Raw genomic sequence first — 17751 nt, 5'->3', positions numbered from 1 at the left:
CCGGAGCCTCGCCCAGCGGCCTGACTGATCCGTCGGCCAGCCTGAGCCGGAAGCCGCGCGCTTGTCAAGGAAACCGCGCGACGGGTTTTTCCGCGCGGCTTTCGGCCCGCCGGACGCCGCGCCCCCCATGGACTCGCGCTCCGGGAGGCCTATGATGGCGGCCTCATGACCGACTCCCGACGCCTTCGCCTGCAGGCCGCCGCGCCGCGCCTCGTGTCCCTGAGATGGGCGCTGGGACGGCTGGCTTCTCCGCTCACGCTGATGCACACGGGCGCCCATCCCGACGACGAACAGAGCGGACTCGTCGCGCTCCTGCGCCACCAGATGGGGATGCGGGTGATCCTCGCCTGCTCCACGCGCGGCGAGGGCGGACAGAACGCCCTCGGCCCCGAGCGCGGCGGCGCGCTCGGCGTGATCCGCTCGCGGGAGATGGAGGAGGCCGCGCGGATCCTCGACGTGGATCTGCTCTGGCTCGGCCATGGCCCGGAGGATCGGGTGCGGGATTTCGGCTTTTCGAAATCCGGCGAGGACACGCTCGCCCGCTGGGGCCGGGAGCGGATTCTCGAACGCCTCGTCCGGGCCTATCGGCGCTTCAGGCCGGACCTGGTTCTGCCGACCTTCCTCGACGTGCCGGGCCAGCACGGGCATCACCGCGCGATGACCTGGGCCGCCGAAGAGGCCGTCAGGCTCGCCGCCGATCCCGAGGCCTTCCCCGATCAGGCGCTGAGCGGGCTGAAGCCCTGGCGGGTCGCGAAATTCCATCTGCCGGGCTGGTCGGGGTCAGGGGCGGCCTCTGGCGGGGCCTATGACGACGAAGAGCCGCCGCCGCCCGCCACTCTGATCCTTCGGGCGCAAGGCCCCGAGCCCGCCACGGGGCTGGCCCATGACCGGCTCGGCGAAGTCTCGCGCAGCCTCCACGCCACGCAGGGGATGGGGACATGGCGCGCGCCGCGCCTGGAATGGCCGCTGCATCTGCGCGGCGGCGCCCTGGGGGATGCGGCGGAATCCGATCTGCGCGAGGGCCTGCCGCGTCGTCTGGCGGATCTCGGGGCGAGTCCGGCCTTGGCCGAGGCGGATGAAGCCGTCGCCCGCGCCTTCGCGGCCTTCCCCCATGAAGCGCCGCTGATCGCAGCTCTGGCGGCGGCGAAATCCGCTCTGCGCCGGGCGCAGGCCGAGGCCTCGCCCGCAGAGCAGGAGGCTCATGGCCATCGGCTGACCCGCAAGCTGCTCGAACTCGACGCGGCCCTGACTCTGGCGGCGGGGCTGCGGGCGGAGATCGAGCTCGATCCGCCGCGCCCGGTCCAGGGCGCCGGGGCGCGCCTGAGCTTCCGGCTGGAGCCGGGCCTCGCCGAGGAGATTCAGGTTTCGGTCGAGGTGGATCCTCATCTCGCGGCGGCGGAGCCTGAAGGCGACGAGGCCTTTCTCATCCGGATGCGTCCGCAAGCGCCGATCCTCAATGATTTTCACCCTCATTGGAGTCCCTTGGGCGAGGGCGAGCCTCTGGCTTTGCGCCTCAAGGCCCGGATCGGCGGAGAAGAAGTCTCGGTTCTTCAGACGCCCGAAAGGCGCTTCGGGGCCTCGCCCGCCCGCGTGGCGCGTCTGGAGCCGGAGGCCCTGCTCTTTCGGCTGAATAGCCCCGGATCGCAGCGCCTGACGATCTCCGCGGCGGAGGGCGCGCGGGTCGAGATCGACCGCACCCATGGCGTGACCGCCGAAGCCGTCGAGGGCGGCCTGATCCTCACGCATCTCGCCGACCAGCCCGAAGGCCTCATGCGGCTGGGCGTGAAGATCGACGGAGAAAAGGCCTGGTCCCGGAAGGCCTTCTCCTATCCGCATATCGGCGCGGCGGAGCATGTCGCGCCTCTGGTTCTGGAGGCTCTGGCGCTGAAGCTGGAGCTTCCGGAAACCCGCGTCGGCCATATCGGCGGCGGCGCGGATCGGGTCGGCTTCTGGCTGGAGCGCATGGGCCTCGCGCCGAAGATCCTCGGGCCGGAGGATCTGGCGGGCGATCTCTCGGCCTATGACACGCTGGTCGTGGGCGTCTTCGCCTATGGGCTGCGGCCGGATCTGCAGGCGGCTCGGCCGCGTCTGCGGCGCTGGATGGAGGCGGGCGGCCATCTGTTGACGCTCTATCATCGCCCCTCGGATCGCTGGGAGGCCTCGGGCCTGCCGCTGACCATCGGAACGCCCTCCCTGCGCTGGCGCGTGACCGATCCCGCCGCCCCGGTGGAGATCCTCCGGCCGGAGCATCCCTTCTTCGTCGGTCCGAACCGCATCCGCCCGGAGGATTGGGAGGGCTGGGACAAGGAGCGCGGACTCTATTTCGCCTCCCGCTGGGACGAGGCCTACGAGCCCCTCCTCTCCCTGAGCGATCCCGGCGAGGCGCCCTTGCGCGGCGCCCTGCTGACGGCGCGTTTCGGGAAGGGCCGCCATACGCATCTCGCCCTGACGCTGCATCACCAGATGGAGAAGCTGAACGCAGGCGCCTTCCGGCTCTTCGCCAACCTGCTTCAGCCCGAGCGGAACAGGCCATGATGCGGGCCACGCCTCGGGCCGTGATCCTCATGGGGCCTTCGGGCGCGGGCAAGACCGCCCTCGGCGAGGCTCTGGCCGCGCGTCTGGGCTGGCCCTTCCTCGAAGGCGACGCGCTGCATCCTCCGGAGAACGTCGCGAAGATGACGCGCGGGATTCCCCTCGACGACGCCGACCGCGCGCCCTGGCTCGCCGCGCTCCGCGACCGGATCTCGCAGGAGGCCGCGCGGACGCCGGGCCTGATCGTCGCCTGTTCGGCGCTGAAGCGGCGCTACCGCGACCTCCTGCGCGAGGCCCGGGCCGAAGTCCGCTTTCTGGAGCTGACCGCCGATCCGGCCCTGATCGGCGCGCGCCTCGCCCGCAGACGCGGGCATTTCATGCCCGCCTCGCTTCTGGCCTCGCAGATCGCCGCTCTGGAGCCCCTCGCCCCCGACGAGCCGGGCGCGGCGATCTCGACGGAGGCCGGACCGGAGGAGACGCTCCGACGCGCCCTTGCGGCTCTGGGGGCGGCCTCCTGACTCCTCCTCCCGGAGGGCCTGCGCGATCCGCGCGTGACTTCAGGGCCTTGCGGCGCTATCGAACGTCGCCGAAGGTTTCGGCGGACCGGCGAGGAGTTCACGCGACCATGGTCAGAAGCGCCCGCATCGAGCGCCTGATGCAGGGACTGCCGCTGACGGCGGCCTCCTTCATCGTGACCGTCTACGGCGATCTCGTGGCGCCGCGCGGCGAAGTCCTGTGGATGGGCAGCCTGATCGACGTCTGTCGGCGGGTGGGGATCAGCGAGAGCCTCGTGCGCACCGCGACCTCGCGGCTGGTGGCGGCCGGGCGGCTGGAGGGCGCGCGTCAGGGACGCCGCAGCTTCTACCGCCTCGCGCCCACGGCCCGCGCCGAATTCGCCGCCGTGGCGCGGCTGCTCTACGCCGCCGCGGAGGAGCCCGCGCGCTGGCTGGCGCTTCTCGCGCCGGGGCTCTCCGAGGAGGAGGGGCGCCGTCTGCGCATGGCGCGGCTGGGCGGCGACCTCTGGATTCTCGCCCTGCGCGCCGACGAGCCGCCTCCGCCCGCCGTCCTGACCCTCGCGATTTCGGAGGTCTCCGATCCGGCGGCCCTCGCGCGGTTCTGGGATCTGGAGGCCCTTCAGGCCCGCTACGCCGCCCTGCTGACGCGATTCGGGCCTCTGGCCGAGGATCTGGCCGCCGGCGTCTCCCTGAGCGGCGGCGACGCTCTGGCGGCGCGTCTTCTGCTGGCGCATGTCCATCGCGGAGCGCTGCTGCGCGATCCGCGCCTGCCCGCCGAAGCCCTGCCCGCCGACTGGCTCGGGGCCGAGGCGAAGGCGATGTTCCGCAGCCTTTACAAGGCTCTGACCCCCATGGCCGAAACCGAGGCCGCCCGCAGCCTGGAGGGCGGCGCAGGCCCCCTGCCCGAAGCCACCCCCCAGACCCAAGCCCGTCTGGCCGCTCTGGCCTGAGCCGCCGCCCCCGGCGGATCCGGGCCTTGCTGCGCCGCAACACATTACAGAGAATCAAAAATAATCATTCCAACTGTAATATCTCCATGATATAAATTGACCAATCGGTCGGTGAATTCAGAGAATCACTCGTTCGCCGCAAGAAGACAGGGGGGAGGCTCGAATGTCCGAAGCGTTCATCTGCGACGCGGTGAGGACGCCCGTGGGGCGCTATGGCGGGGCTCTGGCCCAGGTGCGCGCCGACGATCTGGCGGCTCTTCCGCTCAAGGCGCTGATGGCGCGCAATCCCGGCGTGGACTGGTCCGCCGTCGACGACCTCATCTTCGGATGCGCCAATCAGGCCGGAGAGGACAACCGCAACGTGGCCCGCATGGCGGTTCTGCTGGCGGGGATGCCGGTCGGGGTTCCGGGGACCACGGTCAACCGGCTCTGCGGCTCGGGCATGGACGCCGTGGGCATGGCCGCGCGGGCGATCAGGGCGGGCGACTGCGACTTCGTGATCGCGGGCGGCGTCGAGAGCATGAGCCGCGCGCCCTTCGTGGTTCCCAAGGCCGAGAGCGCCTTCTCGCGCTCCAGCGCGATCCACGACACGACCATCGGCTGGCGCTTCGTCAATCCGGCGATGAAGAAGGCCTTCGGCGTGGACAGCATGCCCCAGACCGCCGACAACGTCGCCGCCGATTTCGGCGTCTCGCGCGCCGATCAGGACGCCTTCGCGGCGCGCTCCCAGGCGCGCTGGGCGGCGGCCCAGGCGGCGGGCGTCTTCCGGGACGAGATCGTGCCGGTGGCCATCCCCCAGAAGAAGGGCGATCCCGTCGTCTTCGACGCGGACGAACATCCGCGCCCCGGAACCACCGCAGAGCAGCTCGCGAAGCTCAAGGGCGTCAACGGCCCCGACCTGAGCGTCACGGCGGGCAACGCCTCGGGCGTGAACGACGGCGCGGCGGCTCTGGCGATCCTCTCGGAGGCGGCCGCCAGGGCTCAGGGCCTGACGCCCAGAGCCCGCGTCGTCGCCATGGCGGCGGCGGGCGTGGAGCCCCGGATCATGGGAATCGGCCCCGCTCCCGCCACGCGCAAGGTTCTGGCGAAGGCGGGCCTGACGCTCGACCAGATGGATGTGATAGAACTGAACGAAGCCTTCGCGTCGCAGGGCCTGGCCGTGCTGCGCGAACTGGGTCTGGCGGACGACGATCCCCGCGTGAACCCCAATGGCGGCGCCATCGCCATCGGCCATCCGCTCGGGATGTCGGGCGCCCGGCTCGTGACGACCGCGACCGGTCAGCTTCAGCGCAAGGGCGGGCGCTACGCGCTCTGCACGATGTGCATCGGAGTCGGCCAGGGAATCGCGCTGATCATCGAACGCGTCTGAAATCCGGAGATCACAGGGAGAGGCCAGCCATGTATGCTCAGCTCGTGCAGTCCGAAGGCGGGAAGTCCCGCGCCGAGATGACCCCTCGGGAGATCGCCTTCCAGGAGCGCATCGACCGCGGCGAGAAGATCGAGCCGAAGGAATGGATGCCCGAAGGCTACCGCAAGACCCTCATCCGCCAGATGGGCCAGCACGCCCATTCCGAGATCGTCGGCCAGCTGCCGGAAGGCAACTGGATCACCCGCGCCCCCACGCTGGAGCGCAAGGCCATCCTGCTCGCCAAGGTGCAGGACGAAGCCGGACACGGGCTCTATCTCTATTCGGCGGCCGAGACCCTCGGCGTCTCCCGCGACGAGCTGATGGAGATGCTCCATTCGGGGAAGATGAAATATTCCTCCATCTTCAACTACCCGACCCTCACCTGGGCCGACATGGGCGCGGTGGGCTGGCTGGTGGACGGCGCCGCGATCATGAACCAGGTGCCCTTGCAGCGCACCTCCTACGGCCCCTACAGCCGCGCCATGATCCGCATCTGCAAGGAGGAATCCTTCCATCAGCGGCAGGGCTACGACATCATGATGAAGATGTGCGCCGGAACCCCCGAACAGAAGGCCATGGCTCAGGACGCCCTGAACCGCTTCTGGTATCCCTCGCTGATGATGTTCGGCCCCTCGGACAAGGACTCGGTGCATTCGGCGCAGTCCATGGCCTGGAAGATCAAGATGAACACCAACGACGAGCTGCGTCAGAAGTTCGTCGACCAGACCGTCCCTCAGGCGAAATACCTGGGTCTGACCGTCCCGGACGAAAACCTCAGGTGGAACGAGGAGAAGGGCGGCCATGACTTCAGCGAGCCCGACTGGGCGGAGTTCTTCGAGGTGATCGCCGGAAACGGGCCCTGCAACGCCGAGCGCCTCGGCGCCCGCGTCAAGGCCTGGGACGACGGCGCCTGGTTCCGCGACGGCCTCATGGCCCACGCCGGAAAGCAGGAGGAGCGCCGCGCCGCGCTCCGGCTCGCCGCAGAGTGATCCGCGCCGGGCGCGCCTGAACAGGCCCCGATCTTCACGACCAGTCACGGGCGCGGCTCGACGCGCCCGACCCCAGACGCGCATCCAGCTTCGGGAGGAAGCCAGACATGTCCAGCGAATGGCCCCTGTGGGAGATCTTCATCCGCGGCCAGCACGGCCTGAACCATCGCCATGTCGGGAGCCTGCACGCCCCCGACGCCGAAATGGCGATCCGCAACGCCCGCGACGTCTACACGCGCCGCAACGAAGGCGTCTCCATCTGGGCGGTGAAGTCCAACGACATCGTGGCCTCCTCCCCCTCGGAGAAGGGCCCGCTCTTCGAGCCCTCGAATTCGAAGGTCTACCGGCACCCGACCTTCTTCGACATCCCCGACGAAGTGGGGCACATGTGATGACGACCCGGACGCAAGATCCCGCCGCAGAGCCCTCCGCCCACCGGGACGCCTTCGTGGACTGGCTCCAGCGCATGGGCGACAACTGCCTGATCCTCGGACATCGGGCCTCCGAATGGTGCGGACATTCTCCCGCGCTCGAAGAAGACATCGCCCTGGCCAATCAGGCCCTCGACCTGATCGGGCAATGTCAGTTCTGGCTGGGCCTCGCCGCCGAGGTCGAGGGGAAGGGCCGCACGGCCGACCAGATCGCCTATCTGCGCGACGCCGGCGCCTTCCGCAACGCGCTGCTCGTCGAACGCCCCAACGTCGATTTCGGCCAGACCCTCATGAGGCAGTTCCTCTTCGACGCCTGGCACATGGAGATCCTGCGCAAGCTGAAGTCCTCCTCCGATCCGCGCGTGGCCGAGATCGCCGCCAAGGCGGAGAAGGAGGTCGCCTATCATCTGGAGCGCTCCGCCGATCTGGTGATCCGGCTCGGCGACGGCTCCGCGGAGAGCCGCGCCCGCATGGAGAAGGCCCTCAAGGCGCTCTTCCCCTACACCGGCGAGCTCTTCACGGACGACGCCGTGGATCAGGCCATGGCGGCGGCGGGAATCGCGCCCCTGCCCTCCTCGCTCAAGGCCGGGTGGGACAGCACCGTCTCGGCGGTTCTGGAGGAGGCGACGCTCGCCCATCCCGGCGAGGTCTGGCAGCACAAGGGCGGCAAGCGCGGCGTCCACTCCGAACATCTGGGCTACATCCTCGCCGAGATGCAGTTCCTCCAGCGCGCCTATCCCGGCGCGGTCTGGTGACCGCCATGGAGAAGACGCCGCATCCCGAGATTCCGGAGATCTGGCGCTGGCTCTCCGAGGTGCCCGATCCCGAGATCCCCGTCATCAGCCTGACGGATCTGGGGATCATCCGGGGGGTCGAATGGCGCGAGGACACGCTCGTCGTGACGGTGACGCCCACCTATTCGGGCTGTCCGGCCACCACGATCATCAATCTCGACATTGAAAAGGCCCTGCGGGACCGGGGAATCGAGAAGCTGCGCCTCGAACGCCGCCTCTCGCCGCCCTGGACCACCGACTGGCTCACCGAGGAAGGCCGCGAGAAGCTCCGGGCCTACGGCGTGGCCCCGCCCATCGACGGCACCGCCGCCGACGGACGTCTGGCGGGCCGGATCTCGCGGCTGACCGCGGGCGGCGCGAATTTCGCGGTCGCCTGTCCGCGCTGCGGCTCGACGAACACGGGGAAGGTCAGCCAGTTCGGCTCGACGCCCTGCAAGGCGAGCTATCGCTGCAAGGACTGCCTCGAACCCTTCGATTATTTCAAGTGCATCTAGAGCGCCCTGCGCCGCTCCAGCTTTCAGGATCATCGCGCGACGCCTCCGGGAGCCTCAGGGCTCCGGACCGGATCGCGCTTCAGGATGCCGAGGACACCCAATGGCACGCTTCCATCCTCTCCGGGTCACGGACGTGCGCCGCGAAACCCGCGACGCCGTGGTCGTCACGCTCAGGCCCCGCGACGAAGACAAGGCGCTCTTCGACTTCACCCAGGGGCAGTATCTCACCTTCCGCCGCGATTTCGACGGCGAGGAGCTGCGCCGCTCCTACTCCATCTGCGCCGGACGCGACGAGGGATTCCTTCAGGTCGGCGTCAAGCGCGTGGAGGGCGGCGCCTTCAGCACCTGGGCCAACGAGAACCTCGCCCCCGGCGACGTGATCGAGGCCATGCCTCCCATGGGCAAGTTCTTCACCCCCCTCGATCCCGAAGCCGAGAAGGGCTATCTGGGCTTCGCGGGCGGCTCGGGGATCACGCCGCTGCTCTCGATCATCAAGACCGTGCTGGCCCATGAGCCGAAAAGCCGCTTCACGCTGGTCTATTCGAACCGCCAGATCAATTCGATCATGTTCCGCGAGGAGCTGGAGGATCTGAAGAATCTCCATCTCGGGCGCTTCTCGGTGATCCACGTGCTGGAGCAGGAGGGCCAGGAGATCGACCTCTTCACCGGCCGCGTCGACGCCGAGAAGATGAAGGGCCTCTTCGCCCACTGGCTCGACGCGAAGGCGGTCGACACGGCCTACATCTGCGGCCCCGAGCCCATGATGCTCGCCATCGCCGCCAGCCTGCGCGACCATGGCCTGCGCGACGACCAGATCAAGTTCGAGCTCTTCGCCAGCGGACAGCCCGGAAGGGCCAGAGCGAAGGCGGTCTCCAAGACCGCCATCGCGCCGGGAACGGGCGTCGAGGCCACCGTGACGCTCGACGGCGCCACGCGCAGCTTCGCCATGCCCCGCACGGGTCAGACCATCCTCGACGCCGCCATCGAGGCGAAGATGGACGCCCCCTATTCCTGCAAGGCCGGAGTCTGCTCGACCTGCCGCTGCAAGGTGATCGAGGGCGAAGCCGAAATGGCGGTCAACCACGCGCTCGAAGATTACGAAGTGCGCGCGGGCTACGTGCTGTCCTGTCAGGCGACGCCGCTGACGGACCGCATCGTCGTCACCTATGACGAGTGAGGGGAAAGCCATGTCCGACGTGATGAAGATCGAGGACTACCTCGCGCAGGGCGGCGTCCTGACCGCGCCCGGCAACGTCCCGGCCCGCTATCGCGGCGAGCTGATGCGGCTGATGTCCAGCTTCGTCGACAGCGAGCTGGCCGCTTCGGCGGGCTTCGCCCTGTCGATCAACTTCGCCCCCGGGATCAAGGAGCGCATCGCCGCCAGCCGGATCACCCTGGAGAAGGCCGATCACGCCGAACGCGTGCTCGACGTCATGGGCGGCTTCGGCACGGACACCCGCCGCTATCAGTCGCAGCATGACTGGGCGGCGCGGGTTCCGCGCGAAGCCGACCTCGGGGCGACCCGCCGGGCCGGAGACATGCGGCTTTCGGTGTTCCATTACCCGCTCGAAGGCTGGACCGACGCGGTGGTCATGAACGTGCTTCAGGGCCTCGCGACGGGGATCCAGATGACCGAGCTCACCCGCCTGTCCTACGCCCCCCTGGCGGAGGTCTTCCGCGAGATCGCCCCCCGCGAGGCGCGCCACGCCGAGCTCGGGCTCGAAGGCCTGGAGCGCGTCGTCTCCTCGCCGGAGGGGAAGGCCGAAGCTCTGGCCTCCCTCGCCTACTGGCGTCCGCGGGCGGCGGCGGGCTTCGGGGCGGCGGGCTCGGAGCGTTACGCCACGCTCCGCAAGTTCGGCCTGCGCCATGCGCCCAACGAAGAGCTTCTCGCCCGTTGGGAAGGCCTCGTCTCCGAGCGTCTGGCCCCGCTCGGCCTCTGAAGGAGTCGCCGGGCGGAGGGGGAATCTCCAGCCCGGCGCGGAAAAATCCAGCGAAGGAAACGCCATGAACGCCCCGCTTCGTGAAACGCGACGCCTCGAAAGCTATGTCTACGGATCCTGGGTGGCCGGAACCGACGCAGGCCAGACCCTGGTCGACGCCGCCACCGGCGCGGATCTGGCGGTGATCGATTCCACCGGGGTCGACTTCGCCGCCGCGCTGGAGCATGGACGCCGCAAGGCCGGGCCGAAGCTGCGCGCCATGAGCTTCCATGAACGCGCGGCCATGCTCAAGGCGCTGGGCCTCGAACTGATGAAGCACAAGGAGGAGTTCTACGCCGAGAGCTTCCTCACCGGCGCCACCCGCGCCGACGGTTGGGTCGACATCGAGGGCGGCGTCGGCACCCTGCTGACCTTCGCCTCCAAGGGCCGCCGCGAATTGCCCAACGCGCGGCTGCTCACCGACGGCGAGGTCGAAGTCCTCTCGAAGGACGGCAGCTTCGTCGCGCAACATGTCCTCACGCCGATCCAGGGCGTGGCGGTGCACATCAACGCCTTCAACTTCCCTGTCTGGGGCATGCTGGAGAAGATCGCCCCCACCCTGCTGGCGGGCGTGCCCTGCATCGTCAAGCCCGCCTCCCAGACGGCCTATCTCACGGAACTGGTGGTGCGCCGCGCCATTGAAAGCGGCGTGCTGCCGGAAGGCGCGCTGCAACTCATCTGCGGCTCGGTGGGCGATCTCCTCGACCATGTGACCGAACAGGACGCCGTGACCTTCACCGGCTCCGCCTGGACGGGCCGCAAGCTCAAGACCCATCCGGCCGTCGTCGCGAATTCGGTGCGCTTCACCATGGAGGCCGACAGCCTCAACGCCTCGATCCTCGGGCCGGACGCCGCGCCGGGAACCCCCGAATTCGACCTCTTCGTGAAGGAGGTCGCCCGCGAGATGACCGTGAAGGCCGGGCAGAAATGCACCGCCATCCGCCGGGTGATCGCGCCGCGCGCCCATGTTCAGGCGCTGATCGAGGCTCTGGGGGCGCGTCTGGCGAAGACTCCGGTGGGCCTGCCCGATCTGGAGGCCACCCGCATGGGGCCTCTGGCCAGCTTCGACCAGCGCGAGGAGGTGCGGGCGCGCATCCGCGAGCTTCAGGCCGTGGCCGAGATCGTCGCCGGGAACCCCGACGAGGTCCGCCTCTCCTCCGGCGATCCGGAGAAGGGCGCCTTCCTCAATCCGGTGCTGCTCTACGCCGACAAGCCCTTCGCGGCGAGGGCGGTCCATGACGTCGAGGCCTTCGGCCCCGTCTCGACGGTGATGCCCTACGACGACCTCGGCGAGGCGGTGGAGCTGACGAAGCTCGGCAAGGGTTCGCTGGTCTCCTCGGTCTTCACCCATGACAAGGCCGTGGCGGCGGAAGTGGTCCTGGGCGTCGCGCCCTTCCACGGCCGCGTGCTGATCGGAGACCGCGAGACGGCGAAAAGCTCGACGGGCCATGGCTCGCCTCTGGCGCCTCTGGTCCATGGCGGGCCGGGACGCGCGGGCGGCGGCGAGGAGATGGGCGGAATCCGGGGCGTGAAGCATTATCTGCAACGCACCGCCGTTCAGGGCTCGCCGCGTCTGCTCTCGGCGGTCACGGGCCGCTGGATCGAGGGCGCCGAGGCGACGCAGGACGTCCATCCTTTCCGCAAATCCCTCGCGGAGTTGAAGATCGGCGACCAGCTCGTCACCGCCAGCCGCGAAGTGACGAAAGAGGACGTCGAGCATTTCGCCGAATTCACCGGAGACACCTTCTACGCCCACATGAACGAAGAGGCGGCCAAGGCCAATCCCTTCTTCGACGACCGGGTGGCGCATGGCTATCTGATCGCCTCCTTCGCAGCGGGACTCTTCGTCGAGCCCAATCCGGGCCCGGTGCTGGCCAATTACGGCGTGGATCACCTGCGCTTCCTGACGCCGGTCTATTTCGGCGACACGCTTCAGGTCCGCCTGACCTGCAAGGAGATCAATCCGCGCGAAACCGCCGATTACGGCGAAGTCCGCTGGGATTGCCGCGTGACCAATCAGGAAGGCGCCATCGTCGCGCAATATGACGTGCTGACCATGGTCGCCAAGACCTGGCCGCCCGCCGGGGAAGCCTGATGGGCCGCGTCTACAGCTATGACGGCATCGTCCCCGCGATAGATCCCGCCGCCTTCGTGCATCCGGAGGCGGTGGTGATCGGCGACGTGATCATCGGCCCGACGGTCTATGTCGGTCCCTGCGCGGTGCTGCGCGGGGATTTCGGCCGGATCATCCTCCATGAAGGCTGCAACGTGCAGGAGACCTGCGTGGTGCATTCCTTCCCCGGCAAGGATGTGATCGTCGAGGAATCGGGCCATATCGGCCATGGAGCAGTGCTCCATGGCTGCCACATCGGGCGCAACGTGCTGATCGGCATGAACGCCGTCATCATGGACGAGGCCGAGATCGGCGAGAACTGCATCGTCGGAGCCATGGCCTTCGTGAAGGCCGGGACGAAGATTCCGCCCAATTCGCTTCTGGCGGGGTCTCCGGCGAAGATCATCCGCATGCTCTCCGCCGAGGAGATCGACTGGAAGCGGCGCGGAACGGGAGTCTATCAGCAGCTCGCCCGAGAGGCTGCGGGCAAGATCGCCCCCGCGACGCCCCTGAGCGCCCCCGAGCCCGATCGTCGCCGCGCCGAGGCCCCGGTCTATGATCCCCTGATCCTGGAGCGCCGGAGATTCACCGAACGGCCTTGATCCCTTCGAGGATCAGGGTGGTGGCGACGTCGGCGTAATCCTCGCGGCTGATGCGCCCGCCGTCCTTGAACCACATGTAGACCCAGTTCATCATGCCGAAGAGCGACATGGTGACCGGCATCAGCAAGGGGCGCTCGGTGGAGTTGAGATCCGGGTTGATCTGGTCCAGCACCGCCGAGAAGCGCCGGATGATCCGGCGCTCCAGAGCCGTGATCTCGGCCCTCTGCTCTCCCGAAAGGGCGGCGGAGGCGTTGAGCTGCACCTTGTGCTGGTCGTCGGCGCCCCGATAGCTCTCCAGCACCGCCCCCACCAGACGGCGCAGGCGCTGTTCGGGCTGAAGTCCGGGATCGTCCGCGGCCTCGATGGCGGCGTCGAGCTCTTCGAGATGCGTCAGGATGATCGCGAAGATCAGCGCGCCCTTGCCCGGATAATAATGGTAGAGCAGCGCCTTGGAGACCTGCGCATGCGCGGCGATCTGGGCCATGGAGGCTTTCTCCATGCCCTGCTCGGCGAACACCGTGGCGGCGTTGTCGAGAATCGCCCGCCGTTTCTCCTCGAAATCCTGCGCCCGCGTCCGAGCCATGGTCTTCGTTCTTCCCTAAGGCGCCTTCCGGTCGGCCGCTTGCGGCCGGCGACCGGACGAAAACGCGTCGCGTGAGAGGGGGAGGCGTTTTCGCCGACAGGGAAACGCTCCGGAGCGCGAAAGCCTCGCCTCCCCTCCCGAGCGGGAGGGAGGCGCGAAGCCTCCCTTCCGCTTTAGCCTCTGGGCGCGCGCCTGTCACGCCCATGTTGCTGTGCAACAAGCTGATTCGGCGCAATCACGCCTTCGGGCGATTGTCCACCACGCGCTTCGCCTTGCCCTCGGAGCGGGCGAGGGAGTTCGGATCGCGCACCTCGACCTTCGTCGAGACCCCGACCACGGACTTGATGTGATGGGTCAGCTCCCTGGCCGACTTCGCCCGGGCGGCCTCCTCGGCATGGGCGGGGGCGCATTCCACATGGACGGTCATGTCGTCCATGCGGCCCGAGCCCCGCTTCAGCTCGATGTGGAAATGCGGCGCCAGACCGGCGCATTTCAGGATCTGCTCCTCGATCTGGGTCGGGAAGACGTTCACCCCGCGCAGGATGATCATGTCGTCGCTGCGCCCGGTGATCTTCTCGATGCGGCGCATGCTGCGGGCGGTGCCGGGCAGGAGGCGCGTCAGATCGCGGGTGCGGTAGCGCACCATCGGCAGAGCCTCCTTGGTCAGGGTGGTGAAGACCAGTTCGCCCATCTCGCCGTCGGGCAGGACCTCGCCGGTGGCCGGGTCGATGATCTCGGGATAGAAGTGGTCCTCCCAGATGTGGAGCCCGTCCTTGGTCTCGACGCATTCCTGCGCCACGCCGGGCCCCATGATCTCGGAGAGGCCGTAGATGTCGACGGCGTGCATGTCGAAGGCCTCCTCGATCTCCTGGCGCATGGCGTTGGTCCAGGGCTCGGCGCCGAAGATCCCCACCTGAAGCGAGGACTGGCGCGGGTCCAGGCCCTGACGGCGGAACTCGTCGAGGATCGAGAGCATGTAGGAAGGCGTCACCATGATGATCCGCGGCCTGAAGTCGTTGATCAGCGTGACCTGACGCTCGGTCATGCCGCCCGAGATCGGCACCACCGTGCAGCCGAGCCGCTCGGCGCCGTAATGGGCCCCGACGCCCCCCGTGAAGAGCCCGTAGCCATAGGCGTTGTGCAGGATGTCGCCCGGACGCCCCCCCGCCGCCCGGATGGAGCGCGCGATGAGGTTGGCCCAGTTGTCGATGTCGCCCAGGGTGTAGCCGACGACGGTCGGCTTGCCGGTGGTGCCCGAAGAGCCGTGGATGCGCGCCAGCTTGTTCTGAGGCACGGCGAACATGCCGAAAGGATAGGTGTCGCGCAGATCCTGCTTCACGGTGAAGGGGAATTTCGCGATGTCCTTGAGCGTCTTGAGATCGTCCGGATGGGCGTCGGATTCGATGAAGCGCTTGCGGTAGAAGGGCGAGTTCTCGTAGGCGTGGCGCAGGCTGCGCTTCATGCGGTGGAACTGGAGCGCCTCGATCTCGTCGCGCGAGGCGGTTTCGATGGGGTCGAGGTCTTCTTTTCTCGGAGTCAGGTTTTCCACGTTCTTTCCTCCCTTTGGATTCTTCTTGGATGCCCGGCGCTCTCAGGCGTCGAGGGGCAGATGGGTTCCCTTCACCATGCGGGAATGGCCGCGGAATTCGGCCACATGCTCGCCGTCCTGATTGGTGATGCGGATGTCGTAGATTCCCGAGCGTCCCTTGCGCGAGACCTCCCGCGCCCTGGCGGTCAGGCGGTCGCCGATGCGGCCCGGAATCAGGTAGGTGATGGAGCAGTGCTGCGCCACGACCAGATGATTGTAGCTGTTGCAGGCGAAGGCGAAGGCGGAATCCGCCAGAGTGAACATGTAGCCGCCATGACAATTCCCGTGGCCGTTGGACATGGCGCCGGTGATCGTCATGGAGAGGTCGGCTTCTCCGGGGGCGATGCGGTCGAGGCTCATGTCCAGGCGACGGCTGGCGGAATCGTCGTTCCACATGGCGCGGGCGGAGGCCTCGGCGAGCTCCTGGGGGGTCATCTCCGAGACGGGCTTCTTCTGCTCTGCGGTCATCTTCCCTGGAACTCCGGCTTGCGTTTTTCGAGGAAGGCGGTCACGCCCTCGGCGTAATCGGCGCTGAGTCCGGCGGCGCGCTGACAATCGCGCTCCATGTCGAGCTGTTCGTCGAGGCTGTTGACGGCGGCGGCCTGGATCAGGCGCTTGGTCAGGCCGAGCCCGAGGGTCGGCCCGGCGGCGAGGGACTGCGCCAGCTCCTCGGCCTGGATCATCAGCGATTCGTCCTCGACCGCCTTCCAGATGAGGCCCCATTCGGCGGCCTTCGCGGCGGACAGGGGCTCGGCGGTCAGGGCGAGGGCCTTGGCGCGCGGCTCGCCGAGGATGCGCGTCAGGCTCCAGCTTCCGCCCGCGTCGGGGATCAGGCCGATCTTCGAGAAGGCCTGGATGAATTTCGCCGACTGCGCCGCCAGAACGATGTCGCAGGCGAAGGCGATGTTGGCGCCCGCTCCCGCCGCCACGCCGTTCACCGCGCAGACCACCGGCTTTTCAAGGCTGCGAATCAGCCGCAGATTCGGATTGTAGAAGGTCTCCAGCGTGCGCCCGAGATCCGGAGCGGGTCCGCCCTTGCGCGGATCGCGGTCGCCGAGATCCTGTCCGGCGCAGAAGCCCCGGCCCGAGCCGGTCAGCAGCACCGCGCGCACCTGGGGATCATCCTGCGCGCGCTGAAATCCCGCACGCAGCGCGAGATGCATCTCCTCATTGAAGGAGTTCAGCTTTTCGGGGCGATTCAGCCTCAGCGTCAACACGCCTCCGGCGAGCCCCGCAAGCACGGTCTCGGAACTGGTCATCTGGTCCTCCCTGAGCCGTTGGGCTTATTCTTGCGGCCTTCGCAGATTTGCGTTGCATAAACCGACCGACCGGTCAATGATAAACACAACTCTGGGGGAAACGCCAGAGATCAGAATCGGGACGGGAGGAGTTCGGGCTCATGTCTTTCGACCGCCCTCGGCCGACGCCGGAGGAGGCTTGCGCCGCTTTGGGCGCGGAGCTTCCGGTCGTCCGCTTCCGCGCTTCCCGACCGCGAAGAACATGGCGAAGCCGCGCGGCGAGACCGCGCCCGGCGCAGAAGGCCGACCGCCGCCAGACCTTCAGGACCAACCGATAACGAACAGACACGTCTCAGGGAGGAAACCAGAATGAAGAACACCATGACCACCACCGCCTTGGCCCTGCTCGTCGCCCTGGGCGCGGCTCCGGCGGCGATGGCCGAGATCAGGATCGGCGCCAGCATCTCGGCCACCGGCCCGGCGGCCTTCCTGGGCGATCCCGAGGCGAAAACGCTGGAGCTGCTCGTCGAGGAGCTGAACGCCAGAGGCGGAATCGACGGCGAAAAGGTCAAGCTCGTGCTTTACGACGACGGCGGCGATCCCAACAAGGCCCGCACCTTCGCCACCCGCCTCATCGAGGACGACGAAGTGGTCGCGATCATCGGGGGCACCACCACCGGCGCCTCCATGTCGATTCTGGCCGTGGCCGAAGACGCCGAGGTGCCGTTCATCTCGCTGGCGGGCGCCATCGAGATCATCAAGCCCGTGCGGCCCTTCGTCTTCAAGACCCCCCACACCGACCGCATGGCCTGCCAGAAGATCTTCGAGGACATGCAGAAGCGCGGCTTCACGAAGATCGGCATGATCTCCGGAACCGACGGCTTCGGCGCCTCGATGCAGGCCCAGTGCAAGGACGTGGTCGAGGACTACGGAATCGAGATCGTCGCCGACGAGACCTATAATCCCACCGACGCCGACATGACCGCCCAGCTCACCAAGATCCGCAACGCCTCGGGCGTGCAGGCGGTGCTGAATCCGGGCTTCGGCCAGGGCCCCTCCATCGTGACGCGCAATTATCGTCAGCTGGCCATCGACCTGCCGCTGTATCAGTCGCATGGCGTGGCCTCGAACGGCTTCATCGAGCTGGCGGGGGCTCCGGCGGCCGAGGGCGTGCGTCTGCCCGGCACGGCGCTGCTGGTGGCGGATCTGCTCGCCGAGGACGATCCCCAGCGCGGAATCGTGGTCGCCTATCGCGACGCCTTCGAGGAGAAGACGAAGACGCCCGTCGGCACCTTCGGCGGCTACGCCCACGACGCCTTCCTGATCCTCACCGACGCCATCTCCCGCGCGGGCTCCGCCGAGCCGGACGACATCCGCGACGCCATCGAGGCGACTTCGGGCCTCGCGGGCACGACGGGAATCTACAGCTTCTCCGCCGAGGACCATCTCGGGCTCGATCTCTCCGCCTTCCGCATGCTGGAGATCAGGAACGGCGCCTGGACCCTGGTCGACTGAGACCCGCTCCAGCCTGACCC

General features: G+C 68.2%; 17 protein-coding genes. 13 read left to right on the top strand and 4 right to left on the bottom strand.

Features of this window, described 5'->3' with window-relative positions; all coding sequences use genetic code 11:
* The first annotated feature begins 165 nt into the window (after window positions 1–165).
* The 12 genes from PHN62_RS08240 (at window position 166) to PHN62_RS08185 (ending at window position 12807) form a co-directional block, all read left to right on the top strand.
* The gene (locus PHN62_RS08240; protein ID WP_300148897.1) at window positions 166–2535 is read left to right on the top strand and encodes a PIG-L family deacetylase; all 2370 of its coding nucleotides are present in this window, start codon (window positions 166–168) and stop codon (window positions 2533–2535) included.
* A complete protein-coding gene (locus tag PHN62_RS08235; protein WP_300148894.1) occupies window positions 2532–3050 on the top strand; it encodes a gluconokinase in 519 nt (172 codons plus the stop codon). The genes PHN62_RS08240 and PHN62_RS08235 overlap by 4 nt, the downstream gene beginning before the upstream one ends.
* A 107-nt stretch (window positions 3051–3157) precedes the next feature.
* A complete protein-coding gene (locus PHN62_RS08230; protein WP_300148891.1) occupies window positions 3158–3997 on the top strand; it encodes a PaaX family transcriptional regulator C-terminal domain-containing protein in 840 nt (279 codons plus the stop codon).
* A gap of 163 nt (window positions 3998–4160) precedes the next feature.
* The gene (gene pcaF, locus PHN62_RS08225) at window positions 4161–5366 is read left to right on the top strand and encodes a 3-oxoadipyl-CoA thiolase (RefSeq protein ID WP_300148888.1); all 1206 of its coding nucleotides are present in this window, start codon (window positions 4161–4163) and stop codon (window positions 5364–5366) included.
* Window positions 5367–5395: 29 nt separating this feature from the next.
* Window positions 5396–6394 carry a 1,2-phenylacetyl-CoA epoxidase subunit PaaA gene (gene paaA, locus PHN62_RS08220; RefSeq protein ID WP_300148886.1) on the top strand — a complete coding sequence of 333 codons (999 nt, stop codon included), beginning with the start codon at window positions 5396–5398 and terminating at the stop codon, window positions 6392–6394.
* Between the two features lie 107 nt (window positions 6395–6501).
* Window positions 6502–6786, top strand: coding sequence for a 1,2-phenylacetyl-CoA epoxidase subunit PaaB (paaB, locus tag PHN62_RS08215; protein ID WP_300148884.1), 285 nt, complete (start codon window positions 6502–6504; stop codon window positions 6784–6786).
* On the top strand, window positions 6786–7580 hold the full coding sequence (gene paaC, locus PHN62_RS08210) for a 1,2-phenylacetyl-CoA epoxidase subunit PaaC (RefSeq protein WP_300148883.1): 795 nt from the start codon (window positions 6786–6788) through the stop codon (window positions 7578–7580). The genes paaB and paaC overlap by 1 nt, the downstream gene beginning before the upstream one ends.
* A 5-nt stretch (window positions 7581–7585) precedes the next feature.
* A complete protein-coding gene (gene paaD, locus PHN62_RS08205; protein WP_300148992.1) occupies window positions 7586–8113 on the top strand; it encodes a 1,2-phenylacetyl-CoA epoxidase subunit PaaD in 528 nt (175 codons plus the stop codon).
* A gap of 100 nt (window positions 8114–8213) precedes the next feature.
* The gene (paaE, locus tag PHN62_RS08200; RefSeq protein WP_300148881.1) at window positions 8214–9290 is read left to right on the top strand and encodes a 1,2-phenylacetyl-CoA epoxidase subunit PaaE; all 1077 of its coding nucleotides are present in this window, start codon (window positions 8214–8216) and stop codon (window positions 9288–9290) included.
* A 10-nt stretch (window positions 9291–9300) separates the two neighbouring features.
* Window positions 9301–10053 carry a Phenylacetic acid catabolic protein gene (locus PHN62_RS08195; protein WP_300148878.1) on the top strand — a complete coding sequence of 251 codons (753 nt, stop codon included), beginning with the start codon at window positions 9301–9303 and terminating at the stop codon, window positions 10051–10053.
* A gap of 64 nt (window positions 10054–10117) precedes the next feature.
* Window positions 10118–12187 (top strand): phenylacetic acid degradation bifunctional protein PaaZ, encoded by a 2070-nt coding sequence (gene paaZ / locus PHN62_RS08190; protein WP_300148876.1) that lies wholly within the window; start codon window positions 10118–10120, stop codon window positions 12185–12187.
* The gene (locus PHN62_RS08185; protein WP_300148873.1) at window positions 12187–12807 is read left to right on the top strand and encodes a transferase hexapeptide repeat family protein; all 621 of its coding nucleotides are present in this window, start codon (window positions 12187–12189) and stop codon (window positions 12805–12807) included. The genes paaZ and PHN62_RS08185 overlap by 1 nt, the downstream gene beginning before the upstream one ends.
* Here PHN62_RS08185 and PHN62_RS08180 read toward each other — a convergent pair.
* The 4 genes from PHN62_RS08180 to paaG all read right to left on the bottom strand — a co-directional run bounded on the left by PHN62_RS08180 (window position 12791) and on the right by paaG (window position 16237).
* Complete coding sequence (locus tag PHN62_RS08180) at window positions 12791–13390, bottom strand: TetR/AcrR family transcriptional regulator (protein WP_300148870.1); 600 nt, start codon at window positions 13388–13390, stop codon at window positions 12791–12793. The two genes, PHN62_RS08185 and PHN62_RS08180, sit on opposite strands and share 17 nt — an antisense overlap.
* Before the next feature lie 235 nt (window positions 13391–13625).
* Complete coding sequence (paaK, locus tag PHN62_RS08175; RefSeq protein WP_300148867.1) at window positions 13626–14939, bottom strand: phenylacetate--CoA ligase PaaK; 1314 nt, start codon at window positions 14937–14939, stop codon at window positions 13626–13628.
* Between the two features lie 42 nt (window positions 14940–14981).
* Window positions 14982–15413: a hydroxyphenylacetyl-CoA thioesterase PaaI gene (paaI, locus tag PHN62_RS08170; RefSeq protein ID WP_300148989.1), complete on the bottom strand. Its 432-nt coding sequence runs from the start codon at window positions 15411–15413 to the stop codon at window positions 14982–14984.
* 29 nt (window positions 15414–15442) lie between these two features.
* Complete coding sequence (gene paaG / locus PHN62_RS08165) at window positions 15443–16237, bottom strand: 2-(1,2-epoxy-1,2-dihydrophenyl)acetyl-CoA isomerase PaaG (RefSeq protein WP_300148863.1); 795 nt, start codon at window positions 16235–16237, stop codon at window positions 15443–15445.
* Between the two features lie 348 nt (window positions 16238–16585).
* On the opposite strand from paaG, the gene PHN62_RS08160 reads away from it, so the two are divergent.
* Window positions 16586–17731 (top strand): ABC transporter substrate-binding protein, encoded by a 1146-nt coding sequence (locus PHN62_RS08160; RefSeq protein WP_300148860.1) that lies wholly within the window; start codon window positions 16586–16588, stop codon window positions 17729–17731.
* Window positions 17732–17751 lie beyond the last annotated feature (20 nt).

The organism is Neomegalonema sp. (assembly GCF_028688855.1).
GTDB lineage: Bacteria > Pseudomonadota > Alphaproteobacteria > Rhodobacterales > Rhodobacteraceae > Neomegalonema.
The sequence above is the reverse complement of the archived record's forward strand: the minus strand, read 5'-3'. Positions and strand labels throughout refer to the sequence as shown.

Bases quoted from the DNA above. Each gene is read 5' to 3' on its own strand.
- PHN62_RS08195 (WP_300148878.1), top strand. From the start codon at position 9,301: ATGTCCGACGTGATGAAGATCGAGGACTACCTCGCGCAGGGCGGCGTC.
- PHN62_RS08185 (WP_300148873.1), top strand. From the start codon at position 12,187: ATGGGCCGCGTCTACAGCTATGACGGCATCGTCCCCGCGATAGATCCC.
- PHN62_RS08235 (WP_300148894.1), top strand. From the start codon at position 2,532: ATGATGCGGGCCACGCCTCGGGCCGTGATCCTCATGGGGCCTTCGGGC.
- paaB (WP_300148884.1), top strand. From the start codon at position 6,502: ATGTCCAGCGAATGGCCCCTGTGGGAGATCTTCATCCGCGGCCAGCAC.
- PHN62_RS08240 (WP_300148897.1), top strand. From the start codon at position 166: ATGACCGACTCCCGACGCCTTCGCCTGCAGGCCGCCGCGCCGCGCCTC.
- paaD (WP_300148992.1), top strand. From the start codon at position 7,586: ATGGAGAAGACGCCGCATCCCGAGATTCCGGAGATCTGGCGCTGGCTC.
- paaC (WP_300148883.1), top strand. From the start codon at position 6,786: ATGACGACCCGGACGCAAGATCCCGCCGCAGAGCCCTCCGCCCACCGG.
- PHN62_RS08230 (WP_300148891.1), top strand. From the start codon at position 3,158: ATGGTCAGAAGCGCCCGCATCGAGCGCCTGATGCAGGGACTGCCGCTG.
- paaE (WP_300148881.1), top strand. From the start codon at position 8,214: ATGGCACGCTTCCATCCTCTCCGGGTCACGGACGTGCGCCGCGAAACC.
- pcaF (WP_300148888.1), top strand. From the start codon at position 4,161: ATGTCCGAAGCGTTCATCTGCGACGCGGTGAGGACGCCCGTGGGGCGC.
- PHN62_RS08160 (WP_300148860.1), top strand. From the start codon at position 16,586: ATGAAGAACACCATGACCACCACCGCCTTGGCCCTGCTCGTCGCCCTG.
- paaZ (WP_300148876.1), top strand. From the start codon at position 10,118: ATGAACGCCCCGCTTCGTGAAACGCGACGCCTCGAAAGCTATGTCTAC.
- paaI (WP_300148989.1), bottom strand. From the start codon at position 15,413: ATGACCCCCCAGGAGCTCGCCGAGGCCTCCGCCCGCGCCATGTGGAAC.
- paaA (WP_300148886.1), top strand. From the start codon at position 5,396: ATGTATGCTCAGCTCGTGCAGTCCGAAGGCGGGAAGTCCCGCGCCGAG.
- paaG (WP_300148863.1), bottom strand. From the start codon at position 16,237: ATGACCAGTTCCGAGACCGTGCTTGCGGGGCTCGCCGGAGGCGTGTTG.
- PHN62_RS08180 (WP_300148870.1), bottom strand. From the start codon at position 13,390: ATGGCTCGGACGCGGGCGCAGGATTTCGAGGAGAAACGGCGGGCGATT.